16 protein-coding genes are annotated in these 15873 nt (G+C 45.1%); 7 read left to right on the top strand and 9 right to left on the bottom strand.

All coding sequences use genetic code 11. The features are described from left to right. The gene (gene vctC / locus ACFFUV_RS14865) at nucleotides 1-756 is read left to right on the top strand and encodes an iron chelate ABC transporter ATP-binding protein VctC (protein ID WP_390194303.1); all 756 of its coding nucleotides are present in this window, start codon (nucleotides 1-3) and stop codon (nucleotides 754-756) included. Nucleotides 757-837: 81 nt separating this feature from the next. On the opposite strand, the gene cueR is transcribed toward vctC, so the two are convergent. Both cueR and ACFFUV_RS14875 read right to left on the bottom strand, forming a co-directional pair. After that, complete coding sequence (gene cueR, locus ACFFUV_RS14870) at nucleotides 838-1230, bottom strand: Cu(I)-responsive transcriptional regulator (protein ID WP_390194304.1); 393 nt, start codon at nucleotides 1228-1230, stop codon at nucleotides 838-840. Between the two features lie 79 nt (nucleotides 1231-1309). Then, entirely contained in the window at nucleotides 1310-2926 is a 1617-nt protein-coding gene (locus ACFFUV_RS14875; protein ID WP_390194307.1) for a putative bifunctional diguanylate cyclase/phosphodiesterase, read from the bottom strand. 288 nt (nucleotides 2927-3214) lie between these two features. Here ACFFUV_RS14875 and ACFFUV_RS14880 point away from each other — a divergent pair, with 288 nt between their 5' ends. Both ACFFUV_RS14880 and ACFFUV_RS14885 read left to right on the top strand, forming a co-directional pair. Continuing rightward, nucleotides 3215-4408, top strand: a complete 1194-nt coding sequence (locus ACFFUV_RS14880) for an acetate/propionate family kinase (RefSeq protein ID WP_390194311.1) — start codon at nucleotides 3215-3217, stop codon at nucleotides 4406-4408. Between the two features lie 375 nt (nucleotides 4409-4783). Beyond that, entirely contained in the window at nucleotides 4784-6316 is a 1533-nt protein-coding gene (locus ACFFUV_RS14885; protein ID WP_390194313.1) for a methyl-accepting chemotaxis protein, read from the top strand. Nucleotides 6317-6411: 95 nt separating this feature from the next. Here the strand turns inward: ACFFUV_RS14885 and ACFFUV_RS14890 are convergent, their stop codons facing one another. Then, the gene (locus tag ACFFUV_RS14890) at nucleotides 6412-7326 is read right to left on the bottom strand and encodes a diguanylate cyclase domain-containing protein (RefSeq protein ID WP_390194316.1); all 915 of its coding nucleotides are present in this window, start codon (nucleotides 7324-7326) and stop codon (nucleotides 6412-6414) included. Between the two features lie 125 nt (nucleotides 7327-7451). On the opposite strand from ACFFUV_RS14890, the gene ACFFUV_RS14895 reads away from it, so the two are divergent. After that, a complete protein-coding gene (locus ACFFUV_RS14895) occupies nucleotides 7452-7799 on the top strand; it encodes a HopJ type III effector protein (protein WP_390194318.1) in 348 nt (115 codons plus the stop codon). A gap of 46 nt (nucleotides 7800-7845) precedes the next feature. Here ACFFUV_RS14895 and ACFFUV_RS14900 read toward each other — a convergent pair whose 3' ends face one another. Further along, entirely contained in the window at nucleotides 7846-8154 is a 309-nt protein-coding gene (locus ACFFUV_RS14900; protein WP_390194320.1) for a cysteine-rich CWC family protein, read from the bottom strand. A 139-nt stretch (nucleotides 8155-8293) separates the two neighbouring features. Between ACFFUV_RS14900 and ACFFUV_RS14905 the strand changes: the two genes are divergently transcribed. Beyond that, nucleotides 8294-8557: a hypothetical protein gene (locus ACFFUV_RS14905; protein WP_390194322.1), complete on the top strand. Its 264-nt coding sequence runs from the start codon at nucleotides 8294-8296 to the stop codon at nucleotides 8555-8557. Between the two features lie 47 nt (nucleotides 8558-8604). Here the strand turns inward: ACFFUV_RS14905 and eat are convergent, their stop codons facing one another. From eat to ACFFUV_RS14920, 3 genes are read right to left on the bottom strand one after another with little or no spacing between them, the layout of a single operon-like run. Beyond that, entirely contained in the window at nucleotides 8605-9996 is a 1392-nt protein-coding gene (gene eat, locus ACFFUV_RS14910) for an ethanolamine permease (RefSeq protein ID WP_390194324.1), read from the bottom strand. A gap of 13 nt (nucleotides 9997-10009) precedes the next feature. Beyond that, complete coding sequence (gene eutC / locus ACFFUV_RS14915; RefSeq protein WP_390194326.1) at nucleotides 10010-10855, bottom strand: ethanolamine ammonia-lyase subunit EutC; 846 nt, start codon at nucleotides 10853-10855, stop codon at nucleotides 10010-10012. Continuing rightward, nucleotides 10852-12255 carry an ethanolamine ammonia-lyase subunit EutB gene (locus ACFFUV_RS14920; RefSeq protein WP_390194328.1) on the bottom strand — a complete coding sequence of 468 codons (1404 nt, stop codon included), beginning with the start codon at nucleotides 12253-12255 and terminating at the stop codon, nucleotides 10852-10854. The genes eutC and ACFFUV_RS14920 overlap by 4 nt, the downstream gene beginning before the upstream one ends. 172 nt (nucleotides 12256-12427) lie before the next feature. On the opposite strand from ACFFUV_RS14920, the gene ACFFUV_RS14925 reads away from it, so the two are divergent. Beyond that, a complete protein-coding gene (locus tag ACFFUV_RS14925) occupies nucleotides 12428-13426 on the top strand; it encodes a helix-turn-helix domain-containing protein (protein WP_390194330.1) in 999 nt (332 codons plus the stop codon). Nucleotides 13427-13458: 32 nt separating this feature from the next. Here ACFFUV_RS14925 and msrB read toward each other — a convergent pair whose 3' ends face one another. Continuing rightward, nucleotides 13459-14562: a peptide-methionine (R)-S-oxide reductase MsrB gene (gene msrB / locus ACFFUV_RS14930; protein WP_390194333.1), complete on the bottom strand. Its 1104-nt coding sequence runs from the start codon at nucleotides 14560-14562 to the stop codon at nucleotides 13459-13461. Nucleotides 14563-14735: 173 nt separating this feature from the next. Beyond that, entirely contained in the window at nucleotides 14736-14924 is a 189-nt protein-coding gene (locus ACFFUV_RS14935; protein ID WP_390194335.1) for a hypothetical protein, read from the bottom strand. A 373-nt stretch (nucleotides 14925-15297) separates the two neighbouring features. Between ACFFUV_RS14935 and ACFFUV_RS14940 the strand changes: the two genes are divergently transcribed. After that, complete coding sequence (locus ACFFUV_RS14940; protein WP_390194337.1) at nucleotides 15298-15867, top strand: DapH/DapD/GlmU-related protein; 570 nt, start codon at nucleotides 15298-15300, stop codon at nucleotides 15865-15867. Nucleotides 15868-15873: the final 6 nt, after the last annotated feature.

Below are 15873 nucleotides of genomic sequence, written 5' to 3' on the forward strand. Positions count from 1 at the left end.
ATGATCAAACTTGAGAGTTTGACCAAGGTCTTTGGTCATAAACCCGTTGTTGATAGTGCCAGCGCTGAGTTTGAAAAAGGGAAAGTGACGTCAATTATCGGCCCAAATGGTGCGGGCAAAAGTACACTTTTGTCGATGGCTAGCCGGTTAATTAATAAAGACCAAGGCAAGGTGTTTATTGATAGCGTTTCGCTTGAAGAGTGGGATACCAAAGAGTTGGCGAAGCGACTTGCCGTGCTCAGGCAAGCGAACTCGATCACTATGCGCTTTACGGTGCGAGAAATGGTCTCTTTTGGACGTTTTCCTTACAGCAAAGGTAACCTTACTGCACAAGATCAAGAGGTGATAGACCAAGCGATTGAGTACCTTGATTTGACTCGTATTCAGCACAGTTATCTGGATGAACTCAGTGGTGGTCAGCGTCAACTTGCGTTTATCGCAATGGTCATTGCTCAAGATACTGATTACGTTTTTTTAGATGAACCATTGAACAATCTCGATATTAAACATTCACTGCAGATCATGAAAAATGTCCGCCGTTTGGCGCATGAGACTAACAAAGCGGTGGTCGTGGTGATTCATGATATTAACTTTGCATCATGTTACTCCGACAAAATCATCGCACTCAAGCAAGGTAAAGTGGTGGCGCAAGGTTCGGTGGAAGACGTGATTCAAGCCGACACGTTGGAACGCATCTACGAGACTCCATTTAATATCATTGAGCAAGATGGTAAGCGAATGTGCACCTACTATTGATAAAGTATGGTCATCAGAGAAAAACAAAGCCCTCTTTGTGAGGGCTTTGTTGTATTTAGAGCTTGGGAGTCGAAGAGAGGGCTAAGACGTTTTTGTCAGCTCTTCAATAATTGGGCAGTGGCTGTTGGTGTCTCCTGGACACGCAGAAACCCACAGTTTTAGTTGTTTTTCTATTTCTTGAAGATGATGAATTTTTTCTTCGATTTCATGCAATTTTACTTCGGCCCTCAGCTTAACATCACGGCTTTGGCGCTGTGGATTATGCGCAAGATCCACAAGCTCACGGCACTCCGCTAATGAAAATCCAGCACTTTTCGCTCGAGAGACTAAGTTTAATTCCTGAACGTGCTGCGGTGTGTATTCTCGATAGCCGGATTCACTGCGCGGAGGTGGGGTAATAATGCCTTTTTCTTCGTACATGCGAATGGATTTGCTAGACAGCCCTGTCATTTCAGATATTGCACCGATATTCATACCTACCTCCGTACGTTGGATTTCTCCAGTCTACTCGTTTTTGTTGTCTTTCTCTACACGGTGAGGGCTGGAGGATCAATCATTGTTGGCCTGCGAATGCCGTTGGGACAGCTAACTGCTGAGGTTTGTAATGCAGCGTCCACACGATGACTTCTTCCAATGGACGCGCTTTTGAGAAGTAGAATCCCTGAAGTAAATCGCATTCGAGTGAGCGCAGTAATTTTACGGTATCAAGGCTATCGATACCCTCCGCAACCACGTTATGGCCTAATCCATGAGCGAGTGAAATGATATTTTGCACAATCGCGAGATCTTTTTTGCTGTCACAAACATGGGTGATAAAGGAACGGTCGATTTTCAATTGGTTGACGGGTAAGTCGCGAAGTAGAGATAACGAAGAGAATCCGGTACCAAAATCATCAAGGCTAATGCGAAAGCCAAGTTGTTGAAGTTTACTAAATAGCTGCTTAGGGTGATGGAGCCGGTTAATGGCGACGCTCTCGGTAATTTCGAGTATCAATCGCTGATTTAAGATTGGGTGGGATTGGATCAATTGGCTGAGCTGATCAACTAACTTGGTGCCAATTAAGTCCTTGGCGGATAAATTCACATGCACAGGCAAGTGCACACCGTGCTCTGAAAATTGGCTGAGATCGCTGGCGACTTTATTGAGTAGCCAGTGGGTAATGCGCGTAATTTGGTGACTTTTTTCGGCCACCCCAATGAAATCATTCGGTGAAAATTGCTCTCCATCACTTGAATGCCAGCGAATTAAAGCCTCATAGCCATCTACTTCGAGGGTTCGTCCATTGATAATGGGTTGGTAAAATACCCGAAGTTCGTGGTTTTTAAGCGCGTAATCAAGTTTCTGTGAGATTTCCAATTGACGAGTTGGGCCTTGTTCCATTGAAGGTTCATACACCGTTAACAGCTGGCCTGTATGTTTGGAGTGATACATTGCAAGGTCAGCCGCATTGAGCAGCTGATCGGTGGTTTGGCCATTGTGCGGGAAACGGCTCACGCCGATGGTTACACTGATCGTTAATTGAAAACCGTCAATATTAAATGCCTCGCGAAGTTGCTGGTGGATTTGCGTTGCTAAAGCCGCGGATTTTAAGTCGTTACTGTTTGGAATTAATAGGACGAATTCATCGCCACCAACACGCGCTAAGAAGTCGTGTGGAGAGAGAATCATTGAGATTCTACGCCCCAGTTGAATTAGGCACTGATCACCGTAGTAGTGTCCCATGCCGTCGTTAATCTGCTTAAAATTAACCACGTCAAATAGCATGACATCAAAGGGTTCATTCTTAGAAATAAGAGTATTGATGGTTTCAACAAAATACTTTCGATTTGGAATACCAGTGAGCGTATCTTGAACAGAATGGGTGCGTTCCGCATCAGCGAGTTTCTGAAGTTTGAGTAAAGAATCAAAACTGTTGGAGACGACCAAGCTTACAAATACGCCCCCGCAAAGCAAGATGACGGCCAGTACCACAATCAATAAATCATTAGGCTGGTTTATGAATAGGGCAATTAAGACGCAAATATACCCTATAACGAAACCGAAAATGAGCAGGCTCAATATTTTCCAACTGCTGGAACGAGTCAGTTGATAAATTTTTCTCGCCGGAACAACCGCCGCTAGAAGCCAAAATAGACCAACGAGTACAAGCAACTGACTGATGATTGACAAGAATACGCTCCTACAAACCAGCACGAAATGAGACACTAAATCTTAGCAGAGTAAGTGAGTATCGCGCAGTATTTGCATTGGTGCTGTCTCGAATGGTTGAAAAGTAGACAAGTTATTTAATTCTTGACTAAAAAAAAATTGAAATTTGAGTTAGATCAAGAAAAAAACTTACATTTAAGTTAAAAAATTAAAAGAAAATTGAATTGTTCAAAAAATATTGAATAATGGGAGTCTCCCCAAGGAAGTGAAACGCTTTCGCAACACAATCGAAAACAGGATGCACATTTCATGTCTAATTCATATGTATTGGTGATTAACTCAGGAAGTTCGTCTCTAAAATTCGCGGTTATTGACTCGAATTCTGGAGACGCACTTGTTAGCGGAATCGGTGAGTGCTTTGGTTTGCCAGAAGCAGCTATCAGCTGGAAGTACAACGGTGAGAAAACCGAAGAGTCGATTCCTCAAGGAGGTAATCACCATCAGTACGCATTCGAACGTATTGTGAAGTTGTTGGATGATTTAGCCCTTACCGAGAAATTCGTTGCGATTGGTCACCGAGTGGTTGCAGGTGGTGAGTCGTTTAAAGGTACCGTTCGTGTTGATCAAGCGGTCGTTGAAGAGATTGATCGCCTTGCAGAACTTGCTCCTCTGCACAACAAAGCGAACGCGGATGGAATGCGTGCTGCGATGGAAGTTTTCCCCCAACTTCCACAGTTTGCTATTTTTGATACTGCATTCCACCAAACCATGCCAGCGAAAGCGTTCATGTATGCACTTCCACATGAACTGTATGATGACTATAAAATCCGTCGTTACGGCGCTCATGGAACCAGTCACTACTTTGTCAGTCGTGAAGCGGCTAAAATGCTTGATAAGCCTGCCGATCAAACCAATGTTATTACTGTGCACCTAGGCAACGGTGCGTCAATTACGGCAGTGAAAAATGGTCAAAGTGTCGATACCAGTATGGGGCTAACACCTCTTGCGGGTTTGATGATGGGAACTCGCTGTGGTGACCTTGACCCTAGTGTGATTGAATTTCTAATCCGCAAAGGTTGGGATTCAGAGAAAATCTTCAGCACTCTGAATAAAAAATCGGGTTTCCTCGGTGTTTCCGGCCTGACCTCTGACGCGCGTGGTATTATGGACGCGGTTGACGAAGGTAACCAACGCGCGAAATTGGCATTTGATGTCTTTACATACCGTGTTGCGAAATACATTGGTTCTTACTTAGTGGCATTAGATAGCTTAGACGCCATTGTCTTTACTGGCGGGATCGGCGAAAACTCTCTGCCAATCCGCGCTGAAATTTTGAAAAACCTGAAAATCCTAGGTTTTGTTGAAGATGCACAAGGCAATGAAGCGGCGCGCTTTGGGAAATCAGGTGTGATTGGTCACTCTGAGCTTCTTGGTGCTCAAGCGCTGGTCATTCCAACCAATGAAGAACTGGTGATTGCACAAGATTGCGTTAACCTGCTATAAGCTCGTTGATTGCAGAAAAAGCCCAAACATGCGTTTGGGCTTTTTTATGTCTACGAGTTGTTATCTCTTCCAAATTCAGGGATGTATTCCCTTCTCTTTCTTCACCACTGGCTATTTTCTGAGCCTAGAAAGCGCTTTTTTGACGATACGTTCACATAAACTATTCGCCACCATATGCAACTAAGAAAGTTATAAGTATAACCCTCGGTTATTAACACGTAATAACTGTGTGTGAATAAGTTAACTAATTTGTTTGTAATAAGTGGGGAATGTAACAAAAGTTGGCTATTAACCTATCGGTCAATTAAGTCTCTGCTAAAGTTTAAACATAAAATCAATGTATAACGCGTCAGCGATTGTCTAGAGGAAACCAGCATGGGAAAGCGTAATCAGGAAGTCATCGATGAAGAAGTGACGTTTTCTGAAGAGCTCGTATCAACCACGGATCTGCGCGGTGTGATTACCTACGCCAATGATGCTTTTTGTAAAGTCTCCGGATACAGCTATGAAGAGTTAATGGGGAAGAATCACAATATGATTCGTCACCCGGACATGCCAAAAGCCGCTTTTAAGGATTTGTGGCAGCACTTGGAGCAAGGCCATTCTTGGCGTGGAGCAGTAAAAAACCGTTGTAAAGATGGTAAATATTATTGGGTTGATGCGTTTGTCACTCCGATATTCAGCAACGGTAAGGCCATTGGTTATCAATCGGTGCGCGCACCCATTGAGGAAAAAACCAAACAAACCGCGATTAAACTCTATCAGACGGTTAATAAAGGCAAACGTGTGACCGGGATATTGGATAGCTTCTCCGCTCGCGCCATTTTATTTACGCTGCTCGCCGCCGTTGCTATTGCCGGTGCATTTCTCACACCATGGAGTGCCATTGTTCTTCTCTTCTTACCGTTTGTTTGCTTTTATAGTGAACTGTTTGTTGCTCCAAGGTTTTATGGCCAACTGCAAAAAGAGTATGACAGTGTCTCGCGTCTCGTATATTGCGGTAATCAGCCACATAGCATTGCGGATTACCATCTGAAAATGAGCTTTGGCAAAATTAAAACTATACTCGGACGTGTCACAGATAGTTGCAATAAATTGCAGAGCAGTGTTTTGAGCCTGCATCATGCAGCGGAGGTGACCAAAACCAGTGCTGACCAGCAAACGGATGAATTGCAGCAAGTCTCAACCGCCGTTGAGCAGATGGTCACGACCATTGATGATGTCGCGAACAACACAGGTACGACTGCGCAAAAAGTGATGGAAGCGAATAAAGAGTGTCAACACGCCAGTGATTTGATGAACCAAACGCGTGATGCGATTGATTGTTTGTCAGCTGAAATTGCGCGATCTTCTGAATCTGCCGGTGAACTTAACGTTGAGGCCGAGAAAATTGGTCACATTATGGAAGAGATCCGTGGAATTGCCGAGCAAACCAACTTATTGGCGTTAAATGCGGCCATTGAAGCCGCGAGGGCAGGGGAACATGGGCGTGGATTTGCGGTTGTTGCAGATGAAGTGCGCAATTTGTCGAGTCGAACCAACAGTGCCACGGAGCAAATTCAGTCGTCTATCTCAGGCATTCAGCACACGTTACGCCAGTGGTCTGAGGTTATGGCGAAAGAGAAACAGACGGCGGATGGCTGTGTTGAACAAGCTAAAGCCTCTCAGTCGACGGTTGGCTCAGTGCGTCAACTTATTACGGATATATCTGATTTATCGACTCAAATTTCCAGTGCCGCTGAGCAGCAAAGTCTCGTCTCTCATGAGATCAGTCGTAACATCGTGAATGTGAATGATTCATCACTACAAAATGCCAAACAAGCAGACGTAGTTAGCGAGCAAAGTGAAAGCATTACGCAGCGCGTGGACAGCTTAGTTGGCTTGAGTGCAACGTTCGGTATGCGTTAATTTACAATGTAAAAATAAGTATTTTCAATAGGATAGGTTAAAATTTAAAAGCCGATTTCTTTCTGTAGTCGGCTTTTTATTTCTTTGATACGTAACTACTGGTTACCAAATTTGGCTTTTTCGACCAGCTGAGACAAGCTCAAAGCACTAAAGCCGTCGGTAATGAACGTGTGGGCGAGTAAAGCACTCAGGTTGAGTGTTTCACTGTTTTTAACACGAATTCGATAGTCACTATCGATGCGTTGAGCCAGTTGATTAAGTTGTCGACGGTTGTTCAACAAAGAGAGGACGACAAACTCATTGCAAGAAATCCGCGCAACAATGTCGGCATCTCGACATGCACTTTTCATCACTTCACTTAAAGTCACATAGCACTCGTCAGCTGCGGCACTGCCATAGGCCGCTCGAATTTCGTCGACTCGGTCAATCTGTAAATGGATGACGCCGATGGCTAATTGATAGCGAGGAGCATCTTTGACTTTTTGTGAGCCAAGTGTTTCAAAGCCTTGAGGGTTAAGTAGTTGCGTCAACTCATCTTTCAGTGATGAACCTTGCTGTTCGATAAGGTGTTTTACATCATAACTGATTAAACGGGCCAGTTGCGGTACAGCGTGCTGTAGGGCTGGAGAGAGCAGATTGAAAGCACACAATAGGGCACCGAGTTGGCCGTTTGGCAAGTAGATAGGGGCGACATCAACTGATTCTAACGGTGTATGTGCGAAAGCGATTTGGAATTCAGCGTCATCCGTTGTGAAATGGCGGGAGGTTTCATTTGTCCACGCTTGACTTTCTACAAGTGAGGTTAATTGCTGATCGATGGATTCCCAATCGCAAATCGGCGGATGGTTCTCGTTGGTTATCAATCGCTGAAAGTGCTCATCTTGGGCCAGCATAATGGCGCACTGTGAGGTACCACTCTCACTGGCGAGTATATTGAGTATATCCTGCCATTGAGTGCGCGGTTCATCGTTATATTCCAACTGCTTAAGCCATTGCGTTGTATTCAACATTTCGTCACCTTTTGTTTTATTTTTATCGTCCGGTTGCAGGCTGATTAAATCGCATGAACCGACGCTTTCTATTTATTTGCCATTGTCTTAGACTGACTGCTTTTGAGTTATCTATTGAGTGACACATGGACTTGCAAACTTATCTAACTAAGCTAAAAACATCACCTCAAAGTATTGAATTTGATGAAACGATGAGTGTTATTGATGGTAGTTACAATTTTAAGCCAAGCGAATTTCGCAATGGTGAGACTATTAATCAAGAAAATCAGAACAATGGCTCATGCAAAATCTTTGCTTTTGCACAGCTACATCAATTAGATGTAGAACAAACGTTAGCGTGTTTTGGGCGTTTTTATCGTGAAGATGTACTACAGCATCCAGAAAACAGCGATCACCAAAATATACGTAACTTTATGCGTACTGGTTGGGAAGGGGTTGAATTTCAATCTCAGCCGCTGAGCAACAAGGTGTAAAAAAAGCCAGGGCGTGAGCTCTGGCTTTTTTTATGGCTACCGAAGCTTACGCGACAGGCTGCGCCGCGAGGCAGTGCCGACAAAGACAGCTGTGGTCACTGCTTTGTGAAGAGAGGTCGCGCGTTTCAAGATCAAAGCACCAACATTGGGTTTTCCCGGCAGCCAAGTCACAGTGCGCGGGTTGATTGCAAGATGGGCATTCATGAGTATAACGCTCGCCGCTCAGTGCTCGCATAATATTAGAATGCTTGGATTCTTCCATTTTACGCCATTCGATGATCTCTTTAATGATTCGATGACATCCACTACAGATACCAGCGTTATTTTTGCATGCCGCAATACATGGGGATTTCAAAATCAGATCCTTATCTAGCTTCGCGCCGCCACTATACGGTTTACGCGGTTGTTATTCAAATACGTCTTGAAAAGCGCGGAGTTAGTGATTACTATTTGATGAAAATGAGAATTAATATCAATATCAAATAGAGCTTGTCATGATACCTTTACTCGCTGCTGTGGTGTTCATCATCGCGTTAGGTAAAAAAGTCGAATTGCCTAAATCGCTACTACTTTTTTGGCCGTTATTGACCGTTGTGTCATTTTTGTTCACTCCCAACTCAGCGATCGCTGTGCTGCTGTCACTGTTTGTTTGTTCCCCGTTTATTATTCACTTTCGATCATTACGTGCCAAACATGTGCTGTTTTCAACATGTGTTGTTTGCTCATGCTTGCTGGCGGTGACGATTCAGAGCCTATAAACGGTGATAAAAATCCGAGCATGAGCTCGGATTTTTATTGCAAGGGATCAAGCAGCGTCAAGTTCACCTTGTGCCTGACTCAGTAATGCAAATTCCTCTTCTGCGGATTTGGCCACTAAATGGTGACGGCTTACAACCAGATAATAAGCAATACCAATGGCGAACAAAATCAGCGTGAAGAAGAATGCCCTGACGTCATAAGCATAAACACCCGTTAGAGCAATGAGTGACAGAACGAGAGAAATACTTGAGGTTATCATCCCACCAGGTGTTTTGTATGGACGAGGCATGTCAGGCTGTTTAACACGCAGCATAATGTGGCTCCAAGACATCATCGCGTAAGAAATGGTCGCACCGACCACCGCCATTGAAAGAATTAAATCACCTTCACCCGACAGGGAAATGATAAATCCAAGTACCGCAGGGTAAACCAAAGCTCTTACCGGCGACTTACGCTTGCTGGTCAAAGACAGATTTTTCGGTAGGTAGCCAGCACGCGATAAAGCGAATACCAATCGGCTGTATCCATAGATGATTGAGAAGAACGAGGCGATTAAGCCGGCAAGGCCAAGGACGTTAACAAAGGTCGCTAATTTACCATATTCGTTCATATTGAGGGCATCGACCAAAGGAACGGCACTTTCCCCCATGACTTGCGCACCCGCCGCTCCTGTCAGTAAAACAACGACTAATACCGCAGTAAACAATAAAAATATCATTGCAGCGATAATGCCTTTCGGTACATCTTTCGCAGGGTCCTTGGCTTCTTCAGCGGCAAGTGGCACACCTTCGACAGCGAGGAAAAGCCACATCGCAAAAGGCAGCGCTGCCCAGACACCGTAGAGTCCAAATGGCATGGCGACGCTGTTGCCTAATGTCGGTTCAATATCAAATAAATTCGCTGAATTGAATTCTGGTACGAGGGCGATGCCTGTGGCAAGGATAGCGAGAACGGCAAGACCACTAATCACCATCATTACTTTCAGTGCTTCACCTACGCCAAGAATGTGGATGCCGACAAAGGCGAGATAAAAGAGTGCGTAGACAATAGGCCCATCAATACCAATTAATTCGTTGACCGCAGAACCGATGAAAATGACGATCGCGGCTGGAGCCAACGAGTATTCAATCAGTACGGCAAGTCCGGTTAAAAAGCCTCCAAATGGTCCCATTGCTTGGCGAGCAAAACTGTACCCACCACCTGCCGCTGGGATCGCGGCTGACATCTCAGCCAAAGAGAGCACAAGGGCTAAATACATGATCCCCATTAAGACCGCTGCGATAACGAATCCGCCCCAGCCAGCTTGACCGATACCAAAGTTCCAACCCGCAAAGTCGCCCGATATCACGTAAGAGATCCCTAAACCCGCCAGCAAAATCCATCCTGCGGCGCCCCGTTTCAATTGGCGTTGTGCCAAATATTCATTTTCGATTGTCATAGTGTGTCCTTTATTATGACGATTGTGTCAGTGAGAAATGTTGTGACGTTGGATGGGGGAGCTCGCTCTCTTCTGAGCGATCTTTAAGCCCAACCCCTGTTAATTTGATGCGCCGTGATTCTTTCAGTAGGTAAAAGCATTTGTGCGCTGCGGCCTCATACTTAAGCCCTTGAGGGCGAACATTTGAAATGCAATTGCGAAGTGAGTCTTCTTTCCCTCGGGTCGGATTCCACGTGAGATATAACCCTAGGCTATCAGGTGAACTTAACCCGGGACGCTCCCCGACTAACACCAAGACTTCATTCGCATTTAACGCCTCGCCAACATCATCGCCTACAGCCACTCGGCCTTGTTCAACAATCGCGATGGGCGCGAGTCGCCACGCATGCTGATCTCGCTCAAACAACGTTAATAGCTGCTCGATAAATGGCATTGCGTGATGAGCAATGGCATGAGAAGACAGCCCATCAACCACCACAATCGCCAAGTCATAAGCGTTAACACTCTGATCACTGTGGTGTTTCAAGGTTTGCATTGAGGCCTCATTTAAACGCCGACCCAAATCGGGCCGTTGTAAGTAGGTAATGCGATCGTCTGCTTGGCTATGTAAGTGAAAGGCGGGGAGGTACTGAGCAATGCTCGATTGCTGCGCGAATTGTTTTTCTAGCGCGTTGATATCTAACGGAACATGAACCGCATCAATCGCTTGGGCGTGAGAAAGCTGAAAAGCGAGCAGTTCATCGGTAGGAATACTGGTTCCCACACGGCCAAGTCCGATTCGGGCATCGGTAAATTGACGTAGCTTTTTCCATGGATCTTCATGAATAAGGGGCTTTTTAATATCAACGACGTTGCTCATTTTGCCTCCTGAATTAAACCAAGTGGTGTTTGAAAATGGGGTGATAAGGTATCGCTCAGTAGTTCATTCCCACTGTTGCTGGCGATCTGCATCTCTTTCAGCCAAGTTTCGAACTCAGGGGCGGGTTTTAAGCCAAGGACTTGCCGTGCATACAGGGCATCATGAAAAGAGGTCGTCTGGTAGTTGAGCATAATGTCATCGGAACCAGGAATCCCCATAATAAATGAGCACTCAGCGACGCCGAGTAGCGTAAGCAGGTTATCCATATCGTTTTGGTCAGCATACGCATGATTGGTGTAACAAATATCGCAGCCCATCGGCAAGCCAAGTAATTTGCCACAAAAGTGATCTTCTAAGCCGGCTCGAATGATTTGTTTGCCGTTAAAAAGATATTCAGGCCCAATAAAGCCCACAACCGTATTCACCAGAAGAGGTTTAAAATGACGAGCGAGGGCATAGGTACGGACTTCACAGGTTTGCTGGTCCATATCATGGTGGCCGTTAGCAGAAAGTGCGCTGCCTTGACCGGTTTCAAAATACATGACGTTATCGCCCACCGTGCCGCGTTTCAGGCTTAATGCGGCCTCGTAAGCTTCGCTTAATACATTGATGTTAACGCCAAAGCCTTGATTCGTCGCTTCAGTACCGCCGATGGACTGAAACACCAAGTCGACGGGCGCGCCTTTTTCAATGCATTCGATCGTGTTGGTGACGTGGGTCAATACACAGGACTGCGTCGGTATCTCATAATGCTGTATCACATCGTCCATCAGTTTCATGAGTTTGATGGCTTGAGTGACGTTGTCGGTCGCTGGGTTAATACCGATAACGGCATCACCATTTCCGTACATGAGGCCATCAAAAATCGAAGCGGCGATACCGTTCATGTCATCCGTTGGGTGGTTTGGCTGCAATCGGGTCGATAGACGTCCTGCAAGACCGATAGTATTCCGAAAGGCGCTGATGACCTGACACTTTTTGGCCACGAGAATAAGATCTTGGTTGCGCATAATTTTGCTGACCGCCGCGGCCATCTCAGGCGTAATTCCCCGGCTAACTCGAGTCAGCTCAACATAGGTTGTTGACTCTTGGAGTAACCAATTACGAAAATCACCAACGGTGAGATGCGCAATATCACTAAATGCGTTGGCATCATGACTGTCGATAATAAGCCGTGTGATCTCATCGTGCTCATAGGGTACTAAGGCTTCATTGAGAAACACTTTCAAAGGGAGGTTAGCCAATACCATCTGCGCCACAACGCGTTCTTCCGCGGATTGTGCGCACACACCAGCGAGTTGATCGCCTGAGCGTAGAGGAGAGGCTTTGGCCATCACTTCTTTAAGTGAATAGAATTGATAAGTTTTGGTTCCAAGTTGATAGCGATACTGCGCAGTCATGTTCCCTCTCATTAATCCGGTCTGATCCTTGCTACCTGACAAAGAGAAGAGCAGCGAGTTTTATTCCTACTCGATGACAAAAACGCGCAATGTTATTTTTTATATAAATAACAATTGGTTATATTTTATATGAACCATAATTGCACAGAGTTGGATGATGAGGTTTTTGCACATGCCACATGAAGGATCTTCATGCGCCCCAGAAAGGTGCAAAAGTTACAGTTATGATGTGAATCAGCAGGCGCAGAGCTTAACCGCGTGGGATCAACATTATAACCAACACAGTCAAGGCACCTTCTTTGGTTACCTCGATGAACTAAAATTGCCACGCGTTCATTTATTTGAAGAGTTTACCAACCGTACCTTGCTTCAGCAGTGCTATGTTAACCCTAATGCAATATGGATTGGTTTTTCTCTTCAGGCGCAAAGACCGAAAGTTGATGGGCAAGAAGCGCAGCGGCATCAAGTGATGGTGAGGCCTGCTCATCAAGCCTTTGAATTGCTAACGCCGGAGGAATTTCAAATCTTCGGTCTCGTCGTGGACCTTTCCTTGTTACAAAAAGAACTCGTTGAACAGGATTATCAACAGTGGATGTCAGCGCGCATTATGGACAGCGAGCAAAACGCCGATCTGTGCTGGCAAATCGCGAAGCTAATCGCGATGTCACTTGATGCAAAAAGCGTGATCGGTGCTCGAATAGTCAATGAGCCTCACGGCTGTTTAAGCTCTCTGATTGAGCGCAGTGTGGTTGATAAGCTGAGCGGTTTTTATTTGCAGCAAAATACTCCGATCGAAAGCGCCGCCAGTCGTCGCTCTGCACTGCAGCGTATTTATCATCATATTGAACAAACGGGGAGTTATCCGCAAAGCATTACTGAACTGTGTCAAATCGGATGTGTCAGCCGGCGAACCTTACAGTATGTTTTTGAACAGCAATTGGGTATGACTCCGCTGAGCTACTTGCGAGATTGCCGGCTTAATGAGGTACGAAGAAGCTTAATTGAAACAGCGCATCAAGAGTTAGCAATTTGCGATGTGGCGTTGGCTCATGGCTTTTATCACCTAGGCAGTTTTCATCACTATTACAAACAGTTGTTTGGAGAGACACCGAACCAAACTAAACATCGGGCTCAGGGCTATCGGCGAGTGTTTGTTGCCAATAATTTGTAAAAAGTGCGCTAAGCAGCGCACTTTGCTTTTGGTCACTCAAACAGAGAAAGATAAGTTTCGTAGCCTTGTTGTTTCATGTCTTCTAATGGGACAAAACGCATCGCTGCAGAGTTCATGCAATAGCGCAGCCCCGTTGGTGCAGGGCCATCCTCGAAAACGTGGCCAAGGTGGGAATCCGCGAATCGGCTTCTCACCTCTGTACGAGTATAAAACAAGCTATTATCGGGTTTGGTGACAATGTAACTTCCATCGAGTGGCTTGGTAAAGCTTGGCCAGCCAGTCCCCGATTTGTATTTATCGAGAGACGAGAATAGCGGCTCTCCGGAGACAATATCGACATAAATACCTAATTGTTTATTATCCCAGTAAGCATTATTGAATGGGCGCTCTGTTCCATCGTTTTGGGTTACGTCGTATTGTGTCTCAGTGAGCATGGCGCGAATTTGTTCATCACTGGGGCGGATATACGGTTTGATATCAGCCAGTTTGTTTTTCTCGTCAATCCATTCACGCAACGTTTTCGGTTGTTCTTCGCGTTGTTCTCCAAAAATATCATCAAGATATTGGTCACGCCCAGAAGCGTAGCGATAGTACTTATACCTCAGTGGGTTACGTTTGTAATAATCTTGATGATAGTCCTCGGCGACCCAAAATTCATCAAACTTTATTAGCTCTGTTTTTAGTGGTTTTTTAAAGACGCCCAGAGCATCAATTTCTTTTATGAAGCGCTCTGCAATCTGTTTTTGCTGCTCATTATGGTAAAAAATCGCAGGACGATATTGAGGGCCTCGGTCGACAAATGAGCCTTGATTATCAGTGGGATCAATATGGCGAAAGAACTGATCCAATACCTGTTCATAACTGACTTGGCTTGTATCAAAACGGACGTTGACCACTTCAATATGGCCGGTTTTTCCTGAAGAGACTTGCTTGTAAGTGGGGTTTTTTAGCTCTCCTCCAGCATAGCCTGATACTACGTCAAGCACGCCATCAAGCTTTTCCATATCGGATTCGGTACACCAAAAGCATCCTCCAGCAAGTGTGGCAGTCTCGACGCTTTGTGTTTTCGCCAGCGTTAATCCGGGAAATAGGGCAAGGCCTATCACCGTTGACAATAGAAATGTCGATAATCTCATACTCATCCTCTTTGATGATTGACTCATCACTTGTACGTAGCAGTAAACAGATAGAACGAGAAACTTGAAAAAAAATTGCGTCTGAGAGGGAAATTTATTTGCGAGTAGAGGTATTGCCGCGTTATTTTCTACACAAGAGGGCAACAAAAAGCCCCGCACCGCGGGGCTTTCGACTAATGCCAATCGTCGTCTGGAAAGAGTTTGCCCTCGGGGGCATATGGGTCGTCATCGAATGGATGCTCAGCTTTTCCTCTCAGCATTTCCAATTGATTTTCAAGAATATTCATTTTGTCGTAATCGCCTTCAGAGCAAGCCACGTAAATCTCTTGTTCGAGAGCCTCAATACTTTCTCGGATATTCATAACCCACCTCCTCATGTTTGCACACTTGGTTTAACGGATTAACCAATTCCTACTTAAATGTGAGTTCTAACACATTGATAGATAGGAAGCTTCAACAGTGTTTCATATTTAATGGTTGCGCTATCCAACCATATCCTTTGCAAGTGTAGTGCACTTGACGTTCCTATTAATCAAGTTTGACCAGTTGAGCAAATTTTAAACAGCTGCATTTTTATGACTGAGACCAAACTTGAAAGTTTCATCTTTAGACGCAGAAAATTTCGTTTAGGATCACTGTTAAACAAACCCCTGAAGACAAGAAGGGTGAATTTCGCCGTCCATTCATGGCATTATGCGAGGTTATTAACATCGTCAGTCAACCAAAGGAAAAGTAATGGTACACGAGCAAAGCTTAGAAATGATGCGTAACGGCTGCGTGATTGAAGGCGGTTCTGAGCTACATCAGGTTTGTTATGAATTGGCACAACGTGCGCTGAAGATCACTTCCGAGATTAACGGGAGCTACAAGACGCCAGAAGAAATTCGCATTTTGATGTCGGATCTTATTGGCAAACCGATTGATGATTCGTTTGCGATGTTTCCGCCGGTTAACGCTGATTGTGGTCTGAATATTGATATCGGTAAGAATGTATTCATTAATTCAGGTTGCTGTTTTCAAGATCATGGTGGCATCACGCTCGGAGATGGTGTTTTAGTGGGACACAACGTGGTGATGGCGACGCTCAATCACGAATTAGATCCACGTCGACGCGGAACGACCCATCCCAAGCCGATCGTGATTGGTAACGATGTATGGATTGGCTCGAATTCAACCATTTTGCAAGGTGTAACGATTGGAGATGGTGCTGTCATCGCAGCTGGTGCCACGGTCACCAAAGATGTAGCGGCGAAGACGATTGTTGGCGGTGTTCCGGCAAAATTCATTAAACATATTGAAGAGTAAACGAAA

The organism is Vibrio olivae, from assembly GCF_042428525.1.
Lineage (GTDB): Bacteria > Pseudomonadota > Gammaproteobacteria > Enterobacterales > Vibrionaceae > Vibrio > Vibrio olivae.